The sequence below is a fragment of the Corynebacterium sp. p3-SID1761 genome (assembly GCF_055862885.1).
Genome location: NZ_JBSQBJ010000001.1, coordinates 308,960 through 333,921 on the forward strand (window position 1 = coordinate 308,960; position 24,962 = coordinate 333,921).

General features: G+C 59.8%; 26 protein-coding genes. 22 read left to right on the plus strand and 4 right to left on the minus strand.

Features of this window, described 5'->3' with window-relative positions; genetic code table 11:
* The first annotated feature begins 8 nt into the window (after positions 1 to 8).
* Genes ACWXWJ_RS01395 through aspA form a run of 3 tightly spaced genes read left to right on the plus strand, consistent with a single transcriptional unit; the run spans position 9 to position 3,504 of the window.
* Complete coding sequence (locus tag ACWXWJ_RS01395; RefSeq protein ID WP_293791227.1) at positions 9 to 1,016, plus strand: phosphoribosyl-ATP diphosphatase; 1,008 nt, start codon at positions 9 to 11, stop codon at positions 1,014 to 1,016.
* 24 nt (positions 1,017 to 1,040) lie between these two features.
* Complete coding sequence (gene hisG, locus ACWXWJ_RS01400; protein WP_293791226.1) at positions 1,041 to 1,886, plus strand: ATP phosphoribosyltransferase; 846 nt, start codon at positions 1,041 to 1,043, stop codon at positions 1,884 to 1,886.
* Between the two features lie 58 nt (positions 1,887 to 1,944).
* Positions 1,945 to 3,504, plus strand: a complete 1,560-nt coding sequence (aspA, locus tag ACWXWJ_RS01405; RefSeq protein ID WP_473963308.1) for an aspartate ammonia-lyase — start codon at positions 1,945 to 1,947, stop codon at positions 3,502 to 3,504.
* On the opposite strand, the gene ACWXWJ_RS01410 is transcribed toward aspA, so the two are convergent.
* A complete protein-coding gene (locus ACWXWJ_RS01410) occupies positions 3,477 to 4,277 on the minus strand; it encodes a RecB family exonuclease (protein WP_448307690.1) in 801 nt (266 codons plus the stop codon). The genes aspA and ACWXWJ_RS01410 overlap by 28 nt on opposite strands.
* A gap of 56 nt (positions 4,278 to 4,333) precedes the next feature.
* Between ACWXWJ_RS01410 and ACWXWJ_RS01415 the strand changes: the two genes are divergently transcribed.
* Genes ACWXWJ_RS01415 through ACWXWJ_RS01465 form a run of 11 tightly spaced genes read left to right on the plus strand, consistent with a single transcriptional unit; the run spans position 4,334 to position 16,432 of the window.
* Positions 4,334 to 5,167 (plus strand): tRNA (adenine-N1)-methyltransferase, encoded by an 834-nt coding sequence (locus ACWXWJ_RS01415; RefSeq protein ID WP_293791223.1) that lies wholly within the window; start codon positions 4,334 to 4,336, stop codon positions 5,165 to 5,167.
* Between the two features lie 13 nt (positions 5,168 to 5,180).
* Positions 5,181 to 6,725: a proteasome ATPase gene (arc, locus tag ACWXWJ_RS01420; RefSeq protein WP_448307691.1), complete on the plus strand. Its 1,545-nt coding sequence runs from the start codon at positions 5,181 to 5,183 to the stop codon at positions 6,723 to 6,725.
* Positions 6,726 to 6,748: 23 nt separating this feature from the next.
* A complete protein-coding gene (gene dop, locus ACWXWJ_RS01425; RefSeq protein ID WP_473963309.1) occupies positions 6,749 to 8,272 on the plus strand; it encodes a depupylase/deamidase Dop in 1,524 nt (507 codons plus the stop codon).
* Between the two features lie 2 nt (positions 8,273 to 8,274).
* Positions 8,275 to 8,469, plus strand: coding sequence for a ubiquitin-like protein Pup (locus tag ACWXWJ_RS01430; RefSeq protein WP_473963310.1), 195 nt, complete (start codon positions 8,275 to 8,277; stop codon positions 8,467 to 8,469).
* On the plus strand, positions 8,466 to 9,869 hold the full coding sequence (pafA, locus tag ACWXWJ_RS01435; RefSeq protein WP_473963311.1) for a Pup--protein ligase: 1,404 nt from the start codon (positions 8,466 to 8,468) through the stop codon (positions 9,867 to 9,869). The genes ACWXWJ_RS01430 and pafA overlap by 4 nt, the downstream gene beginning before the upstream one ends.
* A complete protein-coding gene (locus ACWXWJ_RS01440) occupies positions 9,866 to 10,801 on the plus strand; it encodes a helix-turn-helix transcriptional regulator (protein WP_473963312.1) in 936 nt (311 codons plus the stop codon). The genes pafA and ACWXWJ_RS01440 overlap by 4 nt, the downstream gene beginning before the upstream one ends.
* Positions 10,798 to 11,766 carry a helix-turn-helix transcriptional regulator gene (locus ACWXWJ_RS01445; RefSeq protein WP_473963313.1) on the plus strand — a complete coding sequence of 323 codons (969 nt, stop codon included), beginning with the start codon at positions 10,798 to 10,800 and terminating at the stop codon, positions 11,764 to 11,766. The genes ACWXWJ_RS01440 and ACWXWJ_RS01445 overlap by 4 nt, the downstream gene beginning before the upstream one ends.
* 38 nt (positions 11,767 to 11,804) lie before the next feature.
* Positions 11,805 to 12,074 carry a Sec-independent protein translocase subunit TatA gene (gene tatA, locus ACWXWJ_RS01450; protein WP_293791216.1) on the plus strand — a complete coding sequence of 90 codons (270 nt, stop codon included), beginning with the start codon at positions 11,805 to 11,807 and terminating at the stop codon, positions 12,072 to 12,074.
* 36 nt (positions 12,075 to 12,110) lie between these two features.
* Entirely contained in the window at positions 12,111 to 13,052 is a 942-nt protein-coding gene (gene tatC / locus ACWXWJ_RS01455; protein WP_473963370.1) for a twin-arginine translocase subunit TatC, read from the plus strand.
* Positions 13,039 to 15,711 (plus strand): DEAD/DEAH box helicase, encoded by a 2,673-nt coding sequence (locus tag ACWXWJ_RS01460; protein ID WP_473963314.1) that lies wholly within the window; start codon positions 13,039 to 13,041, stop codon positions 15,709 to 15,711. Before tatC ends, ACWXWJ_RS01460 begins: the two co-directional genes overlap by 14 nt.
* Positions 15,704 to 16,432 carry an SDR family NAD(P)-dependent oxidoreductase gene (locus tag ACWXWJ_RS01465; protein WP_473963315.1) on the plus strand — a complete coding sequence of 243 codons (729 nt, stop codon included), beginning with the start codon at positions 15,704 to 15,706 and terminating at the stop codon, positions 16,430 to 16,432. The genes ACWXWJ_RS01460 and ACWXWJ_RS01465 overlap by 8 nt, the downstream gene beginning before the upstream one ends.
* A gap of 12 nt (positions 16,433 to 16,444) precedes the next feature.
* Here the strand turns inward: ACWXWJ_RS01465 and ACWXWJ_RS01470 are convergent, their stop codons facing one another.
* The gene (locus tag ACWXWJ_RS01470) at positions 16,445 to 16,708 is read right to left on the minus strand and encodes a hypothetical protein (protein ID WP_473963316.1); all 264 of its coding nucleotides are present in this window, start codon (positions 16,706 to 16,708) and stop codon (positions 16,445 to 16,447) included.
* 152 nt (positions 16,709 to 16,860) lie between these two features.
* On the opposite strand from ACWXWJ_RS01470, the gene ACWXWJ_RS01475 reads away from it, so the two are divergent.
* From ACWXWJ_RS01475 to ACWXWJ_RS01485, 3 genes are read left to right on the plus strand one after another with little or no spacing between them, the layout of a single operon-like run.
* Positions 16,861 to 17,298: an FxsA family protein gene (locus ACWXWJ_RS01475; RefSeq protein WP_293791212.1), complete on the plus strand. Its 438-nt coding sequence runs from the start codon at positions 16,861 to 16,863 to the stop codon at positions 17,296 to 17,298.
* Positions 17,295 to 18,722 carry an apolipoprotein N-acyltransferase gene (gene lnt / locus ACWXWJ_RS01480; RefSeq protein WP_473963317.1) on the plus strand — a complete coding sequence of 476 codons (1,428 nt, stop codon included), beginning with the start codon at positions 17,295 to 17,297 and terminating at the stop codon, positions 18,720 to 18,722. Before ACWXWJ_RS01475 ends, lnt begins: the two co-directional genes overlap by 4 nt.
* Positions 18,715 to 19,506 carry a polyprenol monophosphomannose synthase gene (locus tag ACWXWJ_RS01485; protein ID WP_293791210.1) on the plus strand — a complete coding sequence of 264 codons (792 nt, stop codon included), beginning with the start codon at positions 18,715 to 18,717 and terminating at the stop codon, positions 19,504 to 19,506. The genes lnt and ACWXWJ_RS01485 overlap by 8 nt, the downstream gene beginning before the upstream one ends.
* Here ACWXWJ_RS01485 and ACWXWJ_RS01490 read toward each other — a convergent pair.
* Positions 19,497 to 19,871, minus strand: a complete 375-nt coding sequence (locus tag ACWXWJ_RS01490; protein ID WP_293791209.1) for an RNA polymerase-binding protein RbpA — start codon at positions 19,869 to 19,871, stop codon at positions 19,497 to 19,499. The genes ACWXWJ_RS01485 and ACWXWJ_RS01490 overlap by 10 nt on opposite strands.
* A gap of 69 nt (positions 19,872 to 19,940) precedes the next feature.
* On the opposite strand from ACWXWJ_RS01490, the gene ACWXWJ_RS01495 reads away from it, so the two are divergent.
* The 3 genes from ACWXWJ_RS01495 to ACWXWJ_RS01505 are packed head-to-tail and all read left to right on the plus strand — an operon-like array spanning position 19,941 to position 21,159.
* Positions 19,941 to 20,273, plus strand: coding sequence for a hypothetical protein (locus ACWXWJ_RS01495; RefSeq protein ID WP_473963318.1), 333 nt, complete (start codon positions 19,941 to 19,943; stop codon positions 20,271 to 20,273).
* A gap of 17 nt (positions 20,274 to 20,290) precedes the next feature.
* On the plus strand, positions 20,291 to 20,974 hold the full coding sequence (locus ACWXWJ_RS01500) for a YceI family protein (protein WP_473963319.1): 684 nt from the start codon (positions 20,291 to 20,293) through the stop codon (positions 20,972 to 20,974).
* A gap of 11 nt (positions 20,975 to 20,985) precedes the next feature.
* Positions 20,986 to 21,159, plus strand: coding sequence for a hypothetical protein (locus ACWXWJ_RS01505; protein ID WP_448307701.1), 174 nt, complete (start codon positions 20,986 to 20,988; stop codon positions 21,157 to 21,159).
* Between the two features lie 16 nt (positions 21,160 to 21,175).
* On the opposite strand, the gene ACWXWJ_RS01510 is transcribed toward ACWXWJ_RS01505, so the two are convergent.
* Positions 21,176 to 22,435 (minus strand): alpha/beta fold hydrolase, encoded by a 1,260-nt coding sequence (locus ACWXWJ_RS01510; RefSeq protein ID WP_473963320.1) that lies wholly within the window; start codon positions 22,433 to 22,435, stop codon positions 21,176 to 21,178.
* An 89-nt stretch (positions 22,436 to 22,524) separates the two neighbouring features.
* Here ACWXWJ_RS01510 and ACWXWJ_RS01515 point away from each other — a divergent pair, with 89 nt between their 5' ends.
* Together ACWXWJ_RS01515 and ACWXWJ_RS01520 are read left to right on the plus strand one after the other, a co-directional pair.
* The gene (locus ACWXWJ_RS01515; RefSeq protein ID WP_473963321.1) at positions 22,525 to 23,751 is read left to right on the plus strand and encodes a glycoside hydrolase family 1 protein; all 1,227 of its coding nucleotides are present in this window, start codon (positions 22,525 to 22,527) and stop codon (positions 23,749 to 23,751) included.
* A complete protein-coding gene (locus ACWXWJ_RS01520; protein WP_473963322.1) occupies positions 23,751 to 24,962 on the plus strand; it encodes an MFS transporter in 1,212 nt (403 codons plus the stop codon). The genes ACWXWJ_RS01515 and ACWXWJ_RS01520 overlap by 1 nt, the downstream gene beginning before the upstream one ends.

Consider the following 24,962-nt stretch of genomic DNA (forward strand, 5'->3'; position numbering starts at 1 on the left):
GGCTCATCATGAAAGCAATACTTTGGGACATGGACGGCACCCTGGTCGATTCCGAACCGCTATGGGGCATCGCAACTTTCGAAATGGGCGAGAAAATGGGGCGTCCGCTAACGCCCGAGGTTCGCGAGCGGACGGTGGGCGCCACAACCCCCACAACCGTCGAAATTTGCGCCGAGCATGCGGGGTTAGTACTCGATGACGCCGCCAAGGCGGAGTGGTTGAACTTTATGTACACGCGCGTCGGCGAGCTCCTATCGCGGCAATTAGAGTTCCGCCCTGGGATCCGGGACATTCTCACCGAGGCCAAAGCCACCGGTTTCCCCATGGCGTTGGTAACCAATACCAACCGCGCGTTGACGGAGCTCTCCCTGGAATCCATCGGACGGGAATTTTTCGACTTCACCCTGTGCGGCGACGAGGTTCCACATGGCAAGCCCGCCCCTGATATCTATGCCACCGCTGCCGAGCGCTTTGGCTTTTCGCCGGATGAATGCCTGGTAGTGGAGGATTCCACAACCGGTATGACTGCCGCGCGGGATGCTGGCTGCCGAGTGCTTGGAGCCCCAACGGACGCAGGCACCGCAATCCCCGATGATGTGCACACCTTGGCTGAGCTGCGCGGGGGAGTGCAGGATCTGGAAGGCTTCACGCTACATGATCTGCGCCAGATCTACGCAGACCTAGGGCACACTGCACCGGCTGGTGTGCGATCTGCCACAATAGATGACGTGGACGACGTAAACGAACAAGAACTCAAAACCTTCGATTCCCTTTTCGCTGAGCTTTCTTCCCGCGCCCAGGAGCGCCCGGAAGGGTCTGGCACGGTCAAGGCTCTGGACGCCGGAGTGCATTTCCAGGGCAAGAAGATCGTTGAGGAGGCTGGTGAGGTATGGCTAGCCGCGGAGTACGAGTCCGATGAGGAGCTGGCCGAGGAGATTTCCCAGCTTCTGTACTGGCTACAGGTAGTCATGGTTGGCCGGGGCCTGACTCCCGCTGACGTCTACAAGTTCCTCTAAGCAAGAAAGGCAGTCACGACGATCATGCTGCGCGTCGCAGTGCCCAACAAGGGCTCCCTGTCCGAGAAGGCAACATCCATCCTGAAGGAAGCTGGCTATGCCACCCGAGGTGATTCCAAGTCTCTGACGATCACCGACGAGGCCAATGGCGTGGAGTTTTACTTCCTGCGCCCTAAGGACATTGCCATTTACATTGCCTCCGGACACCTGGACATCGGTATTACCGGTCGTGACTTGGCCGCCGATACCCGAGAAGAGGTCGACGAGCTGCTGGCTCTGGGTTTTGGCGCCTCGACGTTCCGCTACGCCGCCCCGAAGGATGAAGAGTGGACGGTGGAGCAGCTTGATGGGAAGCGCATTGCCACGAGTTACCCAAACTTGGTGCGCAAGGATCTCGCCGCACGCGGTCTAGATGCGCAGGTGATCCGTCTGGACGGAGCTGTTGAGATTTCTATCCGCCTGGGCGTAGCGGATGTCATCGCCGATGTGGTCTCCACCGGTCGTACCTTGCGCCAGCAGGGACTCAAGCCCTTCGGCGACGCGCTGTGTGTCTCCGAGGCCGTAATTGTAGGGCGAAAGGGAGCGGAGGTCACCGCTGAGCAGCAAGTGTTGATCAACCGTATCCAGGGCATTCTGCACGCACACAACTACGTAATGCTGGACTACAACGTGGATCGCAAGAACCTTGAGAAGGTTGCTGCCATCACCCCGGGCTTGTCCGCTCCAACCGTATCCCCTCTGGCCAACGACAGCTGGGTAGCCGTCCGTGCAATGGTGCCGAAAACGCAGGCAAACTCCCTAATGGACGAACTTTCTGCCCTCGGCGCAGAGGCTATTTTGGCCACCGACATACGGATTGCTCGCATCTAGTCACAATTCGTTAGGGTAGGGGAAAGATCTTTATCCCCAACACCCATGAGGACGAATCGTGACTGATCAACCAATCCCCTCTGCAGCAGCGGCAAAGGTTCACGGCGACAATGTCGTCAGCTCCACCGATATCATCACGTCGGCTGAAACACACTCCCAGCTGGCGCGAGCTGCAAAGAGCTTCCGCACCGAGGAAGATCTCCTGGGAACCATGGAGGTTCCGGATCACGCTTATTACGGCGTGCACACCCTCCGCGCGGTCGATAACTTCCAGGTTTCCCGCACCACTATCAACCAGATTCCGGAGTTTATCCGCGGCATGGTGATGGTGAAGAAGGCCACCGCGATTGCCAACAATGAGGTCTTCGCCCTGCCAGATGAGAAGGCGAAGGCCATTATGTGGGCTTGCGATCAGGTGTTGGAAGAGCACCGTTGCATGGATCAGTTCCCGATCGACGTATTCCAGGGTGGCGCCGGCACCAGTGTGAACATGAACACCAATGAAGTCATCGCCAACCTGGCATTGGAATACCTCGGCCATCCGAAGGGCTCCTACGACATCATCAACCCCAACGATGACGTCAACATGTCCCAGTCCACCAACGATGCGTATCCGACCGGCTTCCGCCTGGGTCTGCACTTCGCCATCGACCAGCTCATCATGCACCTCGATGCCCTGGAGCGCGCCTTCCTGGCGAAGGGTCACGAATTCCGCAACATCCTCAAAATGGGGCGCACCCAGCTACAGGATGCGGTGCCGATGTCCCTCGGTCAGGAGTTCCGCGCTTTTGGCTACAACATCGCCGAGGAGCGCCTACAGCTGGAACGCGCGCAGGCTCAGCTCCGTGAGATGAACCTCGGCGCCACCGCCATCGGTACCGGCGTCAACACCCCACCCGGTTACCAGAGCGCTGTCATCCGCGCGCTGAGCGAAGTCAGTGGACTGAAGATCGAGCCCGCCCGCGACCTCATCGAGGCAACCAGCGACACCGGCGCCTATGTCAACGCTCACGCCGCAGTGAAGCGCGTGGCCATGAAGCTGTCCAAGATCTGTAACGACCTGCGCCTGCTGTCCTCTGGCCCACGCGCTGGCCTCAATGAGATCAACCTGCCGGAGCGACAGGCGGGCTCGTCCATCATGCCCGCCAAGGTCAACCCAGTGATCCCCGAGGTCGTCAATCAGATCTGCTTCAAGGTCTTCGGCAACGACCAGACCGTGTCCATGGCCGCGGAGTCCGGTCAGTTGCAGCTGAATGTCATGGAGCCCGTCATCGCACAGTGCGTCTTCGAGTCTGTGCGTTTCCTGGCCCGGGCCTGCACCACTCTGCGTGCCCTTTGCGTCGTGGACATCACCGCCAACGCCGATGTCTGCCGCAAGTACGTGGAAAACTCCATCGGCATCGTTACCTACTTGAACCCGCTGATCGGCCACCACAACGGTGACAAGATCGGTAAGGAGGCCGCCCGCACTGGCAAGTCCGTGCGCGACCTGGTGCTGGAAATGGACCTGCTTGACGAAAAGACCCTCGACGAGGTCTTGAGCCCGGAGAACCTGCTGAACCCGACATTCCAGGGCAAGCTGTACACGGACTACAGCGAGGAAAACTCCGAGGGATAGTCCGGCGGGGTGCCACCAAAGGCCGGGCAGAGGTCTTGAAAATGGCACCAACCGCATAGCTTGGTCGTACGCGGCTGGAAATCTCCGCTGCGTACATCAGACATAATCCGCTGCCACAGCTCGCCTAATTCACGCTCAAACGCAACCAGTTCCGCAGCAGTGGGGCTCAGCACCATATCGTCGCTGACTTTCAGATACATCAATCGCAGCTGAGTGGGTAGTTCGCCAGTCATGCGCCACCACACTAAGGCGTAAAACAGCATCTGGAATCGGGCAGTATCGGCGAAACGCGGCGCGGGTTTCTTACCGGTCTTATAGTCCACCACGCGCACCTGACCGGTTTCGGCAATATCAACCCGGTCGATGAAACCGCGCACCGGGACATCGTTTGGCAGCGTCAGATTCACGTATTGTTCGCACTCGTGGGCGTCAAAACCCTCCGGGTTTTCCATCTGAAAATAGCCCTTAACCAGCTCGCGACATTCCTCCCAAAATTCCAGAGTGGATTGCTCCGGCACCAGCTCGGCCAGTTCGTCGTCTTTGGCCAGCATCTTCTCCCACTCCGGTCGGATCATCTTCACCGCTGCCGGATAGGTCCGCTGCTCCCGTGGCAGCTGGTGCAGATTCTCCAGCACCGCATGTACCAGAGTTCCCTTTACCTGTGCGACGGTGCTTGGCTCCTCCAACTTGTCAATCGCCCGGAAGCGATACAGCAGCGGGCACTGCTTGTAGTCGTTGGCGCGGGAGGGGGAGAGGGCTAGTTTCTTAATCACCCTGACCAGCCTAGTAAAATGAACCAGATCCCTTAAAGCAGGAAGGAAGATCCCATATGGCTTATTCCGGACGTTTCACCGAAGGCGACCGCGTGCAGCTCACCGACGCCAAGCGCCGGCACTTCACAATTACCCTCGCACAAGGCGAAAGCTTCTTCACCCACAAGGGCGAGATCCGCCATGACGACATTATCGGTCAGCATGAAGGAACCGTAGTGAAGTCCTCCGGTGCAGGCGAGTACCTGTGCTTCCGTCACCTGCTGGTTGACCACGTGCTTTCCATGCCTCGTGGCGCAGCGGTGATCTATCCAAAGGATGCCGCTCAGATCCTCGTGGAAGGCGATATCTTCCCCGGCGCGACCGTACTGGAGGCCGGCGCGGGCTCCGGTGCCATGAGTACGTGGCTGCTGCGCGCCGTCGGACCGAAAGGCAAGGTCATTAGCTATGAAATCCGCGAAGATCACCTGGCCTATGCCAAGGACAATGTGGAGGACTACTTCGGTGGCCACCCCGATAATTGGGATCTACGTCTGGGTGACTTAAAGACCGTCACTAAGGAGGATGTCGGCGACGTCGACCGCGTGCTGCTGGACATGCTGGAGCCCTGGGAGATGCTGGATACCGTCAAGGACGTGCTTATTCCCGGTGGCGTATTTATGACTTATGTCGCCACCGTCCCGCAGCTCATGAAGGTCATGGAGGGCATCCGCGAAACCGGCTGCTTTACCGAGCCCAAAGCGTGGGAATCCCTGGTACGAGAGTGGAAGGTCGACGGCCTGGCCACCCGCCCCGAACACCGGATGAACGCGCACACGGCATTTCTGATCCTGGCTCGCAGGCTGGCTGATGGCGTCACCGCACCTCGACCGCAACGCCGCGCCCGCCGTTAGTAGACTGGCCAGTATGACCGAGCACACATCAGCGGAAGGACCTCAAACTCTGCGCGAGCTGCAGGTCGCCAATCGGCAACTCGGCGCGCGCAACGCGAAACTCGTGGAGCTGCTGCAGGCCAGCCGTGCGAAGCTGGAGGAAATGAACGGCCGGTTGGAAGCCCTGGCCGAACCTCCCAGTACCTACGGCACCCTGCTGGAAACCAACCGCGATCTCAGTGCGGAGGTCTTTACGGCTGGTCGCCGGATGCGGCTCATGGTCTCGCCGCATGTGCCACAGCACGAGCTAGTTCCCGGCGCGATGGTGCGCCTCGGGGAGGGCCAGCAGGTCGTGGAGGTCACGGGGCAACCGGACTTCGGCGATATCGCGCAGGTAGTGGAGGTCACGGGTAACCGCCTAATTATCGCCGACAAGGTGGGCGAGGAGTTCGTGGTCAAGGCCACCACAGAACTGGCTGGCACCGTGGCCACCGGCGATTCCGTCATTGTGGATCGCAAATCCGGCTGGGCTTTCGAGGCAGTGCCCCGAGCCGAGACGAACAACCTCATCCTGGAGGAAGTTCCGGATGTCACCTATGACGACATTGGTGGCCTGGGCCAGCAGATCACCCAGATCCGCGACGCGGTCGAACTGCCGTTCCTGCATCCCGAGATCTACACTCGTTACGGGCTTCGACCGCCGAAGGGAGTGCTGCTCTATGGCCCGCCCGGTAATGGCAAGACACTCATTGCCAAGGCCGTGGCGAACTCTCTGGCGCAATCAGATTCCCCTTATTTCCTCAACATCAAGGGACCCGAGCTGCTGAACAAATTCGTCGGCGAGACCGAGCGCCAGATCCGGTTGATCTTCGAGCAGGCTCGCCGCGTGGCTAGCTCCGGCCGTCCGGTGATCGTCTTTTTCGACGAGATGGAGGCGCTGTTCCGCACGCGCGGCACCGGTGTGAGCTCTGATATGGAGTCCACAGTCGTTCCGCAGCTCCTCGCCGAGCTCGACGGTGTGGAGGCCGCGGGCAATGTCATCATCATCGGCGCATCGAACCGCGAGGAGCTTATCGACCCGGCCATCCTGCGCCCTGGCCGACTCGACGTAAAAATCCGTATTGCCCGCCCCGATGCGGAAGGCGCGGAAGCGATCCTATCCAAGCATCTCGACGCTTCTCTTCCTATTGACGCCGACTTCTCCGCTGCAGCCGGTTCCGACGAAGCCGCCGTCGCCTCCCTGCGACGCAGCATTGTCGAGGAGCTATTCGCCCGGGATGAGACGCACCGTTATGTCACGCTGCACTACGCCGACGGTACGAGCGATGATCTGTACTGGGCAGATTTCGTCTCCGGCGCAATGTTGGCAAACATCGTGGATCGGGCGAAGACGCTGGCTATCAAGGACGCGCTGCATAAGGGTTCCGACGGCATGCGCCCAGAGCACGTGACCGAAGCCGTGCGTGCAGAGGTAGCCGATTCCGAGGACCTGCCGGACACCACGAACCCGGCGGAGTGGGCGCGAATCTACGGCCATGGGACGAAGCGCGTCGTAGACATCGACGTACACAGGGTTTAATGAGGGTTTAGGAGGCTCGCACTTTGTTTGGACCGCATATTATTGGCTCCGAAACGGAGTATGGCATTGTCGCGGTAGACGATCCGACAGCCAGCCCGATCCATACCTCCACCCAGGCCGTCGTGGCCTATGCGGAGCACAGCGGACAGGGGGTGAACCGTCGCACCCGTTGGGACTATGAGAACGAATCACCCTTGCGCGATATTCGCGGCTTTGACCTGCGCCGCTACCGCAGGGGAAGCGCACCGGTTTTAGATCCCAATGCGCTGGGGGCTGCGAACGTCATTACTGCCAATGGCGCGCGTTTCTACGTAGACCATGCACACCCCGAGTATTCCTCTCCGGAATCCACGACCGCTTACGACGCGGTGGTGTGGGACAAGGCCGGCGACATCATCATGCACCGCGCGGCCGAGGCCGCAGAGCCGGAACTGAAGATCTACAAGAACAACGTCGATGGCAAGGGCGCCAGTTATGGCTCGCACGAGAACTACCTCTACCCGCGCGATCTGGACGTGGAAGATGTACAGGCTGCGCTGATCCCGCACTTCGTCACCCGCCAGGTGTTCTGTGGGGCCGGGCGCATTGGGCTGGGGCAGCAGGGCGAGCAGCCTGGCTTTCAGATCAGCCAGCGCGCCGACTATATCGAAACCGAGATCTCACTAGAGACCACGCTCAACCGTGGCATCGTCAACACCCGCGATGAACCCCACGCGGACGCGGACAAGTGGCGTCGTCTGCATGTCATTATCGGGGACGCGAACCTCAGCGAGTTCTCCAACTACCTGAAGTTCGGAACCACTGCGTTAGTACTCGCGGCCGTGGCGCAGGGTGCTTATTTCGGTGATCTGCGTTTGCTTGAGCCTGTGTCCGACGTCCAGCGCGTTTCTCGCGACCTGGATTGCACTACGCGCCTGCGCTTCTATGGCCAAGCTGAGCGCACGGCCATCGAGACGCAGCGGGAAATTCGCAAGCGCGTGGGGGAGATCATGGACCTGCGTGGAGACGATCTTGAGGTCTATGAGCTGTGGGGCCAGATCCTCGACGATCTTCAGGCCGATCCGCTATCCACCGCCGACCGCCTGGATTGGACGGCGAAGCTGCAGCTGATTAACGCTTACCGTGCCCGCGGATTGGAGTGGACCGACCCCCGCCTAGCACTAGTCGACCTGCAATATTCGGATATCGACCCGCGCCGCGGGCTTTACCACGCGCTGGTTAAGAAGGGGCGGATGCGTACCTTTATCGACCCTGCGGAGGTCACCTCCGCTGTCGATACCCCGCCGGCCTCAACTCGCGCATGGCTGCGGGGCCACCTGGTGGCGAATTACTCTGCGGATATCCTCTCGGCGAACTGGGATAACGTTATCGTGGATACCCCGGACGGCGTCGTGCAGATCACCATGGACGATCCGCGCGGGTTCAATCAACTGGAGCTGCGAACGCTGCTGGAATCCGGGACTAGGCCCGGCATTTCCGAACTCGTGGCAGGCTTGAAGGAAATCAACCCGGAGAAGGTTTCCGGGGTTGGCAGAAAGGAAGTTTAAACATGGCACAGGGCGGACAGGTTAGCGCCGGCGGCGGTCGGCGTGACGACGACCAACCGATCGAACAAGCCACCGGCGCCGGCACCCAGCAGATCAACGTCACCGGCACCGATGACCTTCTGGATGAAATCGACGGACTGCTAGAGAATAACGCTGAGGAGTTTGTTCGCTCTTACGTGCAAAAGGGCGGACAGTGACAGCTATTCGCCGCCGCATCATGGGTCTGGAGACCGAGTACGGGATCGCCAACATGCAGGATTCTTCCTGTCGCCTCGGCCCAGACGAGATCGCCCGCAAACTCTTCGCCCCTGTGGTGGAAGAGCACCGCAGCTCGAACATCTACACCGAGAATGCCTCGCGACTTTATCTAGACGTTGGCGCACACCCGGAGTTCGCCACGGCGGAGTGCGATAGCCTGCACCAGCTGATCGCCTATGATCGCTCCGGTGATCTCATGATGCATGAGCTGGCCGACCGCGCCGAGCAGGCCGTCGGTGGCAAGGTCTATTTACTCAAGAACAACACGGACTCGCTGGGAAACTCCTATGGCTGCCACGAGAATTACCTCGTCAGCCGCGATATTCCCTTGAAAGGCCTCAGTAAGCAGCTATTGCCTTTCTTGGTTACCCGCCAGCTCATCTGCGGTGCGGGCAAACTTGCCATCCCGTACCCCGGCGCGCCGAACGAGAATTTCGGACCCGGCTACACCATGAGCCAGCGCGCCGACCACGTCTGGGAGGGCGTCTCTAGCGCTACCACCCGTTCGCGGCCAATCATCAACACCCGCGACGAGCCGCACGCCGATTCCGCCAAGTACCGTCGCCTGCACGTTATCGTTGGCGATTCAAACATGTCGGAAGTCACCACAGCGCTGAAGGTCGGCTCGACCTTGCTGGTGTTGGAGATGATCGAAGCCGGCGTCGCACTGCCCGATTTCGAGATGGCCAATGAGATCCGCTCGATTCGCGAAATCGCCCGCGACTTCACCGGCCAGGTGGACATTGCCTTGCGCAGCGGTTCGACTGCCACACCGTTGGAGGTACAGCGCGCTTTTTATGACGCCGCCTGCGCCTATCTCGCTCATCGTGAGGACGTGGAGCTGGGCACCCCCAATGCTGAGCTAGCCCCCGTGGTGGATCTGTGGGGCCGAGTGCTGGACTGCTTCGACACGGGCGACTTCGCCCCGGTCTCCACTGAGATCGACTGGGTTATCAAGAAGTCCCTGCTGGATCGCATGGCCGCTGCCCGCGGCCTGGATCCAATTGACCCGCGCCTGGCACAGATCGATTTGATGTACCACGACATCCACCCGACGCGTGGCCTATTCCACGTGTTGGCCCGCCGCGGCCTGGCTCGCACATTGCTGGAGACAGAGGAGATCGAGCAAGCGGTACGCCAGGCACCACAAACCACCCGTGCCGCGGTGCGTGGACGCTTCATTTCCGCTGTTCGTGCCCACCCGGAGTTGTCTTATACGGTGGATTGGATGCGGGTGAAGGTCAACGGCGAGAACGGGGCGGAGTCCCTGCTGGCCGACCCTTTTGCCACAACCGATGAGGATGTCGATCGTATTATTGCCTCTATGGAAGCCCGATGAATCGCAACCGCCCCGTTGAAACTCACTGGATACCAGGCGCTACGCGCCTATTTAATCTGGTCATTGCACTCATTAATTCCGAAAAGCCGCGCACGCCCGAGTGGATTTTGGCCAATGTTGAAGGCTATCAGCAGGTGAACATGGACTCCGCGCGAAAGCAGCTAGAGCGCGACCGGAAGGATCTGGAAGCGCTCGGGGTGCACATCGGAGGTACGGATCTGCTTTCCCTCGACTCCTCCCAGTCCTTCCTGCCGGACATTGAATTCACCGATGGGGAAGCCACTGTCATCACCGCGGCGAGCCGTTGGGCACAGTCGGGGGAGATGCTTTCTGCTGCCCAGTCCGCTTACACCAAATTGGCTGCCGCTGGTCTGCAGCGTCGTGTCGCCTCCGGCGAGGTAACCATTCCAAGCGTGCCTGATCACACAGCCTTGGATGGGGACTCCATCGACGCGATTTTCCGCGCCCTCGATAACGGTCTCGTCCTGACCTTCAACTACTATCCCTCGCTGGTCGACAATCCCCAGCAGCGTCGCCTCGAGCCCTGGGCCTATGGCGCCCGGGATGGCCTTATTTACGTCACGGGTTTCGACCTGGACCGTGGCGCACAGCGCACTTTCCGGTTAGCGCGCATCGACTCCGTTTCCGCTTTGCCGGAGTTCGCCCAGCACCCGCGTCCGCAGGGTACCCCGCAGCAGCTGATCGAGCAGGGTCTGGAAAGCAGCCATCAGATGGTCACCGCCACGGTCGAATTTCCTGGCGAAGGAGCCTGGGAGCTCCGCCGCCTCACTAACGACTCGGGCACCATTGGGCCTGTGGATCGCGACTGGCTGATCCGGACCGCGGCTGCCTACGCCCCGCAGGTCGTGGTCACTTCGCCACCGGATATTGTCGCCGCTATCGTCGCGGTACTCAAGGAGGCTGCTTCATGACGCCACCACGTTCCAACGCCGAACAATTCCTACGCACCCTTTCCGTCTTGGCCTGGTTCCGTAATCATCCGGACGGCAGCCTGATGGAAGCGTCGCGCACCCTGGGCCTTTCCACCCCGCAGATCACCCATGAACTGGGACAGGTCAGCATGTGCCGCATGCCCGAGAGCATTTTGGATATGCCGGTGGAAGTGACGGTGGATCGAATGCGTGCATCGGTAAAGTTCTCCGCCGGTTTGGACCACCCGGTCGCCTTGAACAGCCTGGAGGCTGGCGTGCTGTTGTTGAACCTGCAGGCTCTGCGCTCTACTGCACCGCCGGAGATGCAGCAGAATATCGACTCCGCCAGCGATAAGATTCAGACTCTGCTGCGCGCCCGGCGCGAGTACACGGAGGCTTTCACCCCCGAGACAACCCCCTCTGCGCCGGCTTTTCTGCCACTGCGACGTCGCCTTGCCGAAGCCATCCAAACTCGCCGTCAAGTGAGTTTCAACTACCAATCGCTTTCTAGCGATACCTTCACGTCCCGGACCGCTGACCCGGACCATGTCGCTCTCGTCGACGGTGAGTACTACCTCTGGGCACGGGAAGGTGGCGTCACCACAAAAACTTTTGCGCTATCCCGCATCGACGCGCTCGACCTGGGCGAGGAGGGTTCCGCCTCCCCTCAAGTACAACCCGACATCGACCCGCAGGATCCCTTCGGCTTTGAGGAGACCGACGAATGGGCGCGGGTAGAGCTGGATGAGTCGCTGCGTTGGATGTTGGAATACTTCCCTATGTGGGTGGTGGAGGATGAATCCCGCTTGGTCGTCGACGTGCCCAACACGGGCGAGTGGTTTATGCGTTTCCTGCTCGGCTTTTCGCCCGGAATTCGAGTGCTGGAACCGCTACCATTGGCCGAGAACTTAAAAGTCCTAGCCCGGCGTGGCCTCGATGCATACGAGGCTCGAGGGCTAGGATAGAAAGACCAATCCCAACTACAGAAAGCTTGTAGAAACCAATGCCGAACCTTGGCGTTCCTGAACTAATTATCATCGCTCTGGTCATCTTCCTGCTGTTCGGAGCGACCCGCCTGCCCAATGCTGCGCGCTCCCTGGGTCGTTCGATGCGCATCTTCAAGTCCGAGATGGACGAGATGAAGACCGACAAGGATGGCAAGGAGAGCAAGGAGCTGACCGAGAAGCAGGCTCCGACCGCCGAGCAGCAGCAGGCTCAGGATCTGGCTCAGCCGCAGTCCCAGCCCAAGACCGAACAGCAACCAAACGAGTAAGTGGCTAAGAAGCTAAAGAAACCCGCCGATGGTTCGATGACCATCGTCGAGCACATCAATGAGCTGCGCAAGCGCGTCTTCATTGCCCTGATCGCGATCGCCGTCGGCACCGTTATCGGATATATCTGGTACAACGTCGAGGTCGGCCCGATCCCTTCACTGGGTGAGGTGCTGCGCGGACCGTACTGTAACCTGCCGGAGGAAGCCCGCTTCGGTTCCGAAGCAGGGGAGTGCCGACTGCTGGCCACCGGGCCTTTTGAAATGTTCATGCTGCGCTTGAAGGTCGGCGCACTGGCCGGAATGGTGTTTTCCTCGCCCATATGGCTGGGACAGATCTGGGCATATATCACCCCAGGTCTGCACAAGAACGAGAAGCGTTGGACTCTCGGCGTGGGCATTTCCGCCGGACTGCTGTTTGCCGTCGGTGCGGTGTTGGCCTACTTCGTACTGTCTTATGGCTTGGAGTTCCTACTCACCATTGGTGATGAGGCACAGATCGCCGCGCTTAACGGCGAGCGCTATTTCAGCTTCGCCATGGCGCTGCTGTTGATTTTCGGTGTGAGCTTTGAGGTTCCGCTCATCACCGTGCTGCTAAATCTGGCACACGTAGTGAGCTATCAGCAGCTCAAGGACAAGCGTCGCTTCATCTGGGCTTTCCTTTTCCTCTTCGCTGCCTTCGTCACTCCTGGTCAGGATCCGATCTCCATGGTGATCCTGGCGATCTCGCTGTGTGCAATGATGGAAATCGCCACGCAAATTGCTCGGATCAACGACAAGCGCAGGAAGGATAACCAGGAGGAATGGCTGGAGGTCGATGACGATGCAACCACCGACATCGACGCCCCGGAGCCGATCCGCCCCGTAACCGCCACCGCACCTCCGCAGTCCACCAGCGCAGCCCGCCCGATCACTACTCCCAAGCGCCAGGATCCCAAGGCACAGAATTTCTCGACTAGCGATTTCGATGACATTCTCTAGCCCCCAGGTAGAGCGCTTCTGCGCCCAGTACGATTTCCCTCTGGACGACTTTCAGGTACAAGCGGCCGATGCTATCGACCGGGGGCGGGGCGTTCTCGTGGCCGCCCCGACGGGCGCGGGTAAAACCATCGTCGGCGAGTTCGCCGTGTTCGCTGCCTTCCACGGTGACGGCACGTGTTTCTACACCACGCCTATCAAAGCGTTGAGTAACCAAAAGTTCCACGATCTCGTCGCTCGCTACGGTGAGGCAAACGTCGGCTTGCTCACCGGTGACGTCACCATCAACGGTGATGCACCCATCGTTGTGATGACCACCGAGGTCTTGCGCAACATGATCTATGCCGATTCCGAGCGCCTGGAAACGCTCACGCACGTCGTCATGGACGAGGTGCACTTTTTGGCTGATCGTTCCCGCGGGCCGGTGTGGGAGGAGGCGATCCTCAATCTCGATCCGCGCGTGATCCTGGTATCGCTGTCGGCGACTGTATCCAATGTTGAGGAATTCGGCGGTTGGCTCTCCGCAGTGCGCGGCGATACCGAGATCATCGTCACTGAAAAGCGTCCCGTTCCACTGACACAGTTCATGATGGTGGGCCGCCAGATCCTGCCGCTTTTCGAGGGCTCGGAGCAGCATCTCGGTGCCATCAATCGCAAGGTTGTTGCAGCCGCCGCCAAGGCTGAGGAAACTGGCAAACGCCGTGGCCCTAAGCGCGGCGACGTCATCCAGCACATGGCCACCGCCGGGATGTTGCCGGCGATTTACTTTATCTTTTCGCGTGTTGGTTGTGACGCCGCCGTTCGCGCCCTGCTGGTCGATCGCGTGGACTATTCGTCTCCAGCGGAAAGAGAAGAAATCCTGCGCACGATCGACGCGGGTGTGGCCGATCTGACGGAAGAAGACTTAAATGTCCTGGGCTTCCGCCAGTGGCGGCGCGCGCTGTCCCGCGGCTTCGCCGCCCATCACGCCGGCATGTTGCCGGCCTTCCGCCACATCGTGGAGGATCTATTCTCCCGCGGGCTGCTAAAAGTCTGCTTTGCCACCGAAACTCTGGCCCTGGGCATCAATATGCCTGCCCGCTCGGTGGTGCTGGAGAAGTTGGTGAAGTTTAATGGTGAGACGCATGCCGACCTCACCCCCGGCCAATACACTCAGCTCACAGGTCGCGCTGGCCGCCGTGGCATCGACACGAAGGGCAACGCGGTGGTGCTGTGGAGCCAGGGTCTGGATCCTTATGGGGTCGCAGACTTGGCGTCAACAAGAACCTATCCGTTGGATTCCACCTTCCGCCCCGGCTACAACATGGCCGTGAACCTCATCGGCACCATGGGACTGGACGAGGCGCATCGGCTGCTGCTGCGTTCCTTTGCGCAGTACCAGACCAACGGCGCGGTGGTGGAGAGCGCCGAGCAGATTGAGAAGCGCCGCCGCGAGCTGGCGCAACAGGAAAAGCAGCTGAAAGCTAAGATCCGCGAGGTACGTCGCCCGTCCAATAGTCTCAATGACGACTTCAAAATGGTTACCGAGTACGGGCAGCTGCGCCGCGAACTTTCTCAAGAGGAGCGACGTGCCAAGCGCATGGTGGTCGACGAGGCCGCAACGGAAACGACATCGCTGCTGCAATCTCTGCAGACTGGCGATGTAATCGCACTGCCTACCGGTAAGAACCCAATGACTGCCGTGATCGCTCGGACGGACCACCGTGGCCGTCCCACCATTATCACCGAGGACGGCTGGGTGGAGCGTGTGAATCCCGATATGTTCGGCAACACGCCGGTGCATATTGGCCATATGCATTTGCACAAGGGCGTGGCACGCAACCCGAAGCGTCAGGCTAGGGCAGTAGCGGCCAACCTGCGACGCTTGCAGCTGGATAAGCCCAAAAAGCTTAAGCCGCGGGCACGCCGCCGTTCCCTTCGAGCGCTCGAGCTGCGCGAGCAAGTACACGCGCACCCGGTGCACGCTTGGGAGGGCCGCGAAGAGCTTTGTCGCGCCGCAGAGCAGTACCTGAAGGCCGCCCGCCGCCTGGAGTTCGAGCAAAAGGAGCAGCCGCAGGAGTCCGACTCTTTGTCTGCGCAGTTCAACCGCATCCTCGCGTTACTGTCGGAGCTGGACTACGTGGAGCTCGAGGGAAACACTGCCCGCATCACCATGGAGGGCGAGCGGCTTTCTAAGATCCACCACGAATCTGACCTGCTGGTGGCTCAGTGTCTGCGCCGTGGCGTGTGGGACGAGCTGGATCCGGCGGAGCTTGCCGCAGTGGCAAGCACGTGTGTGTTCGAAAATCGACGCGATTCCGGTTCTAAAGACGACGGTGTGCCGACGGAACCCCTGGCCACCGCAATTAGCCAGACTTGGCGCATCTACCAAGAACTTTCCACCGATGAACAGCGCCACAACCTCACCGTGACCCGTGCGCCAGAGCTGGGCTTCGCCACCGCCGTGCACCAGTGGACTGCCGGTGCACCGCTGGAGTACTGCCTGCGCGCGGCGGAGGCTAGCGGCGCCACCCTCACCCCGGGTGATTTTGTACGCTGGTGCCGCCGGGTGATCGACCTGTTGGATCAGATCAAGTTGACCGGTTATTCCAATGAAGTAAAGGCGGCCTCCCGCAAGGCAGTCGCCGCGATGAGACGAGGAGTTGTGGCCCTCGATGGCTAAGAAGATCGCAATTTTCGGAGCGACCAGCGAAATCGGTGGCGAGATCGCCCGCATGCTGGCTCCCGGCAACCATCTGGTGCTCGCTGGCCGCCGCACCACGGATCTCGCCGAAGAGCTGTATAACCTCGGCGCCACTCAGGTTGACTCCTTCTTTTTCGACGCCACCGACGTGGATTCCCACGCCAGCCTCATAGCGGAGATCGAGGCCACCGGCCCTTTGGACGTCGCCCTGGCGATGTTCGGGGTGCTGGGCGACCAAGAGCTTGCCGAGCGCGATTCCGCCGAAGTGTACCGCGTGTTGCACACGGACTTCACAGCCCAGGCGGTGCTACTCACGGAGCTGGCACAGGTAATGAAGTCCCGCGGCAGGGGAGTACTGGTGGCCTATTCCTCCATCGCGGGTGCGCGCGTGCGCCGGCCGAACTATGTCTATGGCTCGGCGAAAGCGGGTCTCGATGGTTTCTGCCAGGGCATGCAGGATGCGCTTCAGGGCACCGGGGTGCGCTTGGTCATTGTCCGCCCAGGCTTCGTCATTGGTCGCATGACTCGTGGCATGGATCCGGCGCCCTTGTCCACAACTCCGGATGTAGTCGCGGCTGTCACAGTCCGCGCTATCAATGACGAAAGCGCGGAATCCGTGTGGATCCCGCGCTCCCTGAAACTGCTGGCCGCTGCTATGCAGGTAGTTCCGCGTTGGCTGTGGCGGCGTGCTCCTCGCTAATACGTGGAAGATCTAAACGTGGAAGATGTTGTAGAAGATCGTCCGCAACACACCGAATGCCACGGAAATGCCGGTTGCCGCGGCGATGCCGATTGCAACCTTCGCGAACGGGTTCAGGTTCTCCCACCACTCGTCGGAGTCCTTGGTGCTGGAGCCCTCGGTAGTGGTACCAGAGCTGGAACTCTGGGTATTAGTTGCTGCCACGGCCGGGGTAACGGTGGCTAGAGCCATCGTGGGTGCCAGTGCAGCGGCGATAATAGTGCGACGAATACGCATCGAGGTACTCCCTTAAACGTAGTTAATGCTTTGGCGTGTAGGAACCTTTTGTTCCACACCTTCGTTATCGTTATGTAAGCACGCTTTTGTTACAAAGATCGCGTTTTCATAACAATTTTTCAGACGGATACTATAGGAGCCTCCAAACCATCATGCAATTTCTACCTGCCGTGTATCTGGTTATGGAACTCATCGCCTTCATTCTGTTGGGAGTCTGGATCGGCTGGGGCTGGGCGCTTCTGATTCTTTTGGGCTTGTTTGTGCTGGGTCTCGCCCTCGCTACGTGGCAGATGCGCGAGCTCACCGTCCGCGCGCTGAGCCAGAATGATCGCCCGGGCGCTCTAACTGCCGATATGGCGCTGTCCATGGTCGGTGCGGTGGGTGTAGCGGTACCGGGTATTGTCTCTAGTTTCCTGGGAATCTTCTTCCTGATTCCTCCGACGCGCACGCTGATCCGCAAAATGTTGGGTCAAGCAGCACGCCGTTCTCTGGAGCGCTTCGGCGTCACAACCTACACTCGCGTCAATCGCATCCAGAACTCGGGCGGTTGGGGAGACGTTATTGACCACCGCGCGGGCGAAAACGAATGATTCTTAAGATCCTCGTCGCTGTCTTCAGCGGCGTGATGGTCTTCGCTTCCTTCGAGCCGACCGGCCTGTGGTGGGCCGCGCCGCTCGGGTTCGCGTTGCTGTTCTACTTTGCTGATTCCCGCCATGCCATGCTGATGGCCTGGGTGCAGGGTCTAGCCATCTACGGTCTTTTGCTGCCGTGGGTGGGAGAGTTCGTCGGCGTTGCCGCGTGGATCGCCCTGGCTGTTATTCAGTCCCTCTATAGCCTGCTCTTCGGCGTAGGCCTCAAGTATTTGCTTCGACGCCCCCTCACGGCCCACATCGTCGGCATTCCGACCTGGTTCGTCGCTGTGGAGTGGCTGCGATCTTCTTTCCCCTTCGGCGGTTTTCCCTGGGGACGCATCGCATGGGGGCAGGCGAGTGGCCCGCTGAGTTGGCTGATACGCCTCGGCGGCCCCTCGGTTGTCACCTTCGCCGTTGTGCTGATTGGTCTGCTCCTCGCACTCAGCATCCGCAAACACGTAGTTCCCGCCTCCGCACTGGCCGGTGTGGTTGCACTGGTCGGCGCCTATGCGCTGCTGATCCCCGCGCCCTCCGCCGACCACACCGTGAATGTCGTCGCGGTGCAGGGCAATGTGCCACGCCTGGGACTGGATTTCAATGCGCAGCGTCGCGCTGTACTGGATAACCACGTGCGTCGCACAGAAAAGGTGGAGTCCCACCCGGACATCGTTATCTGGCCGGAGAATTCAGCGGACGTCAATCCGTTTACCGATGCCACCGCCCGCCAGCGGGTCGAGAAAGCGCAACGCTCCATCGACGCACCAATCCTTGTAGGTACCGTTAGCCCGGAGCACAACACGATGGTGGTGTGGGACAAAAACGGGCCGGGGGAGAAGCATGTAAAGCACTATCTGCAGCCCTTCGGCGAGTACATGCCTTTCCGGGATTTCCTGCGGAAGTTCAGCGAGTATGTCGATCGCGCCGGTAACTTCCAGCCTGGAAACGATAACGGTGTGGTGCACATGGCAGGAATTCCGGTGGGTGTGGCCACATGCTATGAGGTTAGCTTCGATGGTGCGTTCCGCTCGGCAGTGCGCGGTGGCGCGCAGATTCTGACAAGCCCCACGAACAACGCCACTTTTGGTTTCACGGACATGACCTACCAGCAGCTGGCCATGTCGCGTATGCGAGCAAAGGAATACGATCGTTCCGTAGTCGTTGCCGCGACCTCGGGCGTTTCGGCTATTGTCGCTCCCGACGGGCGCGTCGAGCAGCGGACGGGTATCTTCACCTCTGACGCCCTCGAGGCCGAGTTGCCTCTAAGCGATACAATGACACTGTCGGCTCGCGTCGGCCCATGGGTAGAGCGGATTCTAGCTATCCTGGGGCTGCTGTCCGTGGCATTTACATATAGGAGAGGTAAGAAAGCTTTTCATGAATAAGCTCAGCGATAAAACCCTGGTCATCATCCCGACCTACAACGAGAAGGAAAACCTTCCGCTCATTATTGGTCGGCTGCTGAAGGCCGAGCCCGAGCGTGTGGACGTGCTTGTCGTCGACGATTCCAGCCCGGACGGCACCGGTGAGCTGGCCGACGAGATGGCCGCTGAAAACCCGAAGATTCACGTGATGCACCGCGGTGGCAAGGGCGGCCTGGGCGGCGCTTATATCGCTGGCTTCCACTGGGGCTTGGAGCGTGACTACGAGATCCTGTGTGAAATGGACGCGGACGGTTCTCACGCTCCCGAGCAGCTGTACCTGCTGCTGGATCGCATCGACACGGGAGCAGAAATGGTTCTGGGTTCCCGTTATATCAAGGGCGGAAAGACCGTAAACTGGCCGGTCAGCCGCCAGGTTTTGTCCCGCGGTGGCAATGTCTACGCTTCCATGGCTCTGGGCGCGGGTCTGTCCGATATCACAGGTGGCTACCGCGCATATCGTCGAGAGGTGCTGGAGGGCATCGATCTCGATGCCGTTGATTCTGCCGGCTATGTCTTCCAGGTGGACCTGGCATGGCGTGCCGTCGAAGCCGGCTTCGACGTCCGCGAGGTTCCGATCACTTTCACCGAGCGTGAAATCGGTGATTCCAAGATGAGCGGCAATATCGTTTCCGAGGCTTTGGTCCAGGTGACGAAGTGGGGTGCCACGCACCGTTACAACCAGGTGAAGAACCTGGCACAGGAGTCCTGGCGCATCGGCGCTGGCACCGTACGTCGCTACTTCTGAGCCGCTTCCTGCTCCTTCATGAGCTTCACCGCGGTGCGGCGGCGCTTGCGGAGGAGTTCGATGCGCTCGTCAAGCAGTTCGTCGAGTTCCTCGAGGCTGCGACGCTCACGCAGCATGTCCCAGTGAGTACGAGGGGGCTTGACGGGCTTGGATTCCTGCCCTTCGCCCTCTACCAGCGTGCCTAGCTGGCCGTTCTTGCACATCCATTCCTGCGGGATTTCCGCGTCATCGGCGAAGGGAACCTCGTAGATTTCTCCAGCCTCGGTGCGGTACTTCACCATCTGGCGGGGAGCCAGATCGTGGTCGCGATCCGTCTCATAAGAAACGGCACCCATGCGACTTCCGCGCAGTACGCGATCGGCCATCTTTTCATCACTCCTCAATTAGTTCGAACTAATCCATCATAACAACGAAGAACCGGGAAGAATTGTTCCATGCCTCGACCAAAGCACTGCCTCTGGTGCGGCAGGGAAGTTGTACCTGGCCCGACGAATCGACCGCGTAAATATTGCGGCCAGTCTTGTCGCCAGCGCGCTTATGAGCAGCGTGCCCAGCTTGCAGGCACGTCGATTCCCAAAGATTCCATCATTCTGCCGGCTAGCGCAGTCGAGCAGTTTCACGATCAGCTATTCGAACTCCGCTGCGCAGCCGAAGACCTGTGCACCGCGGTGCAGGAAGGGGAGCCGGCCGAGACAGTGGAGGAGTTGGCGTCAGAACTAGAGGCCCTGGCTCACCGCGTCGAGCAACTTCGAGGTCGCAGACACTAAGGGTTATGCTATAGAGCATGCGTAAGGGAATCATCACTCTCGCCGTTATTGGCATGGTCGTTGGCGTGCTGATGGCCTTCGGGCCACTGGTCGTGAATTTCTTTAGCGACCGCGGGCTCCGCACCGCGGACATTACCGCAGGTGGAGAGCCTGCTACCGTAGCCATGGACGGCACCTGGCATGTGGTGAGGGGAGCCGGCGACAATGTCTCGCAGGCTGGCTACACGTTCGACGAGAAGCTCCCGGCGGGTGCCAAAACCACCTCGGGTCGCACGGAGGACGTCAAGGGAGACTTCAAGGTCAAGGACAAGAAGCTCACCGAAGGTAAAGTCACCGTCGATGTCGCCAGCATCAGCAGTGACGTTGAAAAACGCGATATCAACGTACGCAAGAGCATTTTGCACACCGATAGGTTCCCGGAAGCCTCGTTTACGCTGACTAAGCCCGCAGATGTCTCCAAACTGCCGGATGATGGCACGACCGATACTGTGAGCGTCACCGGCGATCTGGAACTCCACGGCAAGAAGAAAGAAATGACCGCCGAGTTGAAGGTTCTGCGCACTGGCGAGCATGTAATCCTGCAGGGCAACATTCCGTTTAAGCGTTCCGATTTTGACATCGCGACTCCACAGTTCGTCGCCGCGACGATTGCAGACCAAGGCACTCTGGATGTGCTGCTGGTACTAGAGCAAGTTAAGTAGGCTTAGGAGCTATGTCTCCAGAGTTACTGAAATACTCGCGCATCATGCGCATCGTCGTGCTGTTGTTCTTTATCGGCTATCTGCTGTGGAAGGGCACGACGCTGACGTATGTCTTCGCCGCGTTCTGCGTGCTATTCCTGGCCGGCACCTGCTTCCAGCTGTGGCAAGCCAGCAAAAGCCGATAATATACATTATGACACTTTAGCTTCCAATCACGTTCGGCATTGCTGCGCTTCCTTCCACCGAGCCCTGCAGCTGCCCCACTGGCGCCTCGCATGTCCGCCCCAACGGTTCGCCGCGGAAACGCTGCAGAATGAAGTCGATACCAAAGGCACCACCTGTCACCGCCTGAATGAAGTGATTGTATTCGCCCACCGGTGGCATGATGTCGTCGCGGTATTCCACCTGCGCACCTTTCGCGCACCACGTGCGAGCTAGTTCCTTCGCCTGGTTGTATTCAACGTTCTTGTCGTGACGCCCAGATATCACCATCACCGGCGCCACCGGACGCTTGGTTCCAATGCGTTGGCGCTCCATAGCCTCCCGCGCCTCCGGCATATCCTTCAATAGCTCGTCGAGCGTCTTACCAGACTTCGTCCATTCGCTCGTCTTCCTGTGTCCGTACTTCTCCGTGATCTCCCCGGTACACATCGTGGATAGATCCTTCAGCGCCTGCTTGCCCTCTTCGTTGAGGTGCTTATCCAACAGCGGCTGCAGGTGCGGATAGCGCTCCAGCAAGCCGTTAATCGTAAAGCCGATCGCCCCCATAAGATCCGAACCGTCAATGTTTCGCTGCACCGCCTCCAAGTCCGCAGGCGGCGCGGACGCGTACGCACCCACCACATTCAGTTCCGGCGCATAGTCACCTGCTGCTTCCACAGCCGCTGCAGATGCGCCACCACCTTGCGAGTGCCCGTAAAACGCCACCGGACCATCGCCCACACCCGCAGCCCGTGCTGCATCCAACATCGCATGCGCCTGGTCATCCCGATTCATATATGTGTGCACACCTGGGGTGCCCATACCGATATAGTCGGTCACCACCACACGCACGCCTTTAGAGGCAAATACCCAGTCGTAGATTCCCTCCAGGTTCACCAAACGCTTCGACTTGATCGGATCCGGCTGCCCATCCAGAGGCCAGTTCTTGCTCGGTGCACATTGGTCACCCTGCCCAACCGTTCCGCGGCCAATGACGACCGTTGGGCGTGGCCCCTTACCTTTCCACTCCACCACCGGCTCCACAATATATCCACTGACCTGCGCTTTCTCCCCCTCTGAGGTGGTCGTCGTGTACTCGATCCGATCCACCGTCTTCGGCATTCTCATATGCAGATCGCCGAACACATTGGAATATGCGACCTTCTCCCTCTTCGTCAATTCCGCCGCCTGAGCAGGCGTAGCGAATCCGACAATTGCAATGGCTGTAGCGCATGCTAGCGCTGTCGTCTTTTTGATCATTGCTTAGTTCTAACAAACCAACTACCCCCGTTGGGGTAAAAACGGATAACTTAGCCAAAGGAAACTAAGGGCGTCAATAAGTTAAGTTCATGGACCTAAGCCACATCCGCATCGGTACAGCATCGGCGGGACTACAGATCGAAGGATCACCCCGCCCCAACAATTGGAGCGAATGGATCGCCAAAGACGGCACCACTCCCCACCCCACCACTGACCACTGGCGCCGCTGGCGCGAGGACAACCAGCTCATGAGCGACCTCGGACTACAGATCGCACGCGTCGGCGTGGAATGGTCGCGCGTCGAGCCCGAGCCTGGCCGCTACAACCACGAAGCCCTGCAACGCTACCGCGAAGAGTTCCTGGACCTGCGGGAACGTGGCATTGAACCACTCGTTACGCTGCATCACTTCGGCCATCCCGCGTGGTTCGAAGCCAGCGGAGCGTTCACCCGCGAGGCCAATGTGGAGATCTTCCTCCGCTATGTCGACGTCGTCTTAGACCACCTCGGCGACATCGTGCGCGACTGGATCACCATCAATGAGCCCAATGTCTTCGCCACCGAGGCCTATCTCTTCGGCTCTACCCCACCCGGCCGCGGCGGCCTCGCTAAAGTCCGTCCGTGCCTGCGCAATATGGCGGCCGCTCACCTACTCGCCTACCAGCGCATCCACTCCCGCCTCGAGTCTCCGCGCGTAACTTTCGCCCACCACCGGCGCGTCTTCGCCCCCATGAACCCGCGCAACCTCCTCCACCGCGCCCTTACACCCCTGGTCGAGTGGCTATTCCAGGGCGCAATCGAACCCGCGTTCTTCGAGGGGCGTTTCCACCCCCTACTCGGCCGCCCAGACATCGAAGTTCCCAGCGGCGGGGTCTTCGCGGACGCTGTGGCCATCAACTATTACTCGCGCACAGCAGTTCGCGGTTTTTCCGACGCCACGTTCCCCGGCACCCCAACCAATGATCTCGGCTGGGAGATCTACCCGCCGGGGATTTCCGAGGTCTCCGGCGAATTGGCACGCCGCTACCAGCTGCCCGTGTGGATCACGGAAAACGGCACTGCCGATGCCCACGAGCGCTTCCGCTGCGCTTTCATTCTGGACCACCTGGCGGAGCTGTCCCGTATGCCCGAGGTCGAGCGCTACTACCACTGGTGCTTCGTCGACAACTGGGAGTGGTCGGAGGGCATGGCGCAGAAGTTCGGTGTGGTGGATATAGAACGGCAGGTCAAACCCGCGGGGCGACTACTGCAGGAACTGATCCGCGAGGGTGCTATTACCCCAGAAATTGATGCGAAGTTCCGTGAGGAAGGCCACTAATGTTGCAAACACTCACCGCCGCCGAACGCGAGCCGCGACTGTTCTATTGGAAGTTCGGCATTGCTTTTTTCGGTTCAGTATTTTCCTGGGCTGGACCGACGCAGCTTTTGCTGGGGTTGCAGATGATCCAGCTGCGCCCGGATACCAAGGAAGATTCCCTGGCCCTGATGATGATGCTGGGCGGAGCCACTGCCGTCGTTTCCAGCCTGCTGACCGGCTATATTGCAGACCGCAGCTGGTTTTGGGTGAATCGCTGGGGTAAGCGCCTGCCATGGGTGTTATTGGCGGCACCGCTGGCCACCCTGGGGTTGCTGCTGATGTCTTTTACGCCCAGCTTCTGGGTTCTGACTGGGCTGTGGTGCCTGGTGCAGGTGTTCGTTGCTTTCGTAACGAATAACCTCATGACGGTCACCGCTGATGTCGTGCCGCAGGAGAAGTTCGGCTTGGTTTCCGGAATCGTGGGCGCAACATACACATTTGGAATTGTCGGCGGGACCGCAGTTGCGACGGCTTTGCCGATTCAGCAGGCGTACTGGGCTGTCGGCGTCATATCCCTTCTTTTCATCTTCCAATTCGCAGTCGGGCGCGGCCGCGTTGATGTACACGTCCGACCGCATGATTCGCTGTCCGTGACGGTCGGCGGTGAGGGGTCGTATCGCAACTATTGGCTGGTCTTTTGCAGTCGCTTTGTCATCCACCTCGCCAACTACACGAGCCTGTTTTATCTGCTGTATTATCTGCGCGACCACATCGGCGTACCGGATCCGGATGCGGGCGTGCTGGCGCTCACCGCCCTGTATGCGGTGTTCACGATCATCACGGCGATCGTCAGCGGCAATCTTTCCGATCGCTTGGGACGGCGCAAGATTCTGGTTATCACTTCCGCTTTCGGAGTCGCCATGGCCACGGGCTTGATGACGGTCGCCAGCGGCATGGGTCTCGTGTATGTCGCGGCGGCACTGCTGGGGATTAGCTGGGGCGTGTTCAGCAGCGTGGATCAGGCCATGGTCAATGAGTCGCTGCCCAGTAAGAAGAACCGGGCGCGCGACGTATCACTCATGTCACTCACCCAGGGAGTGAGCAACATGTTCTGCGGCGGTCTGGCCGCCCTTGCCCTAAGGCATTTCGACTATCCGGGAATGTTCCTTATGTGCAGCATCATCTGCATCGTCGGTGCTGTGATGGTGCTGCCTGTGACCTCCTCAAAGTAA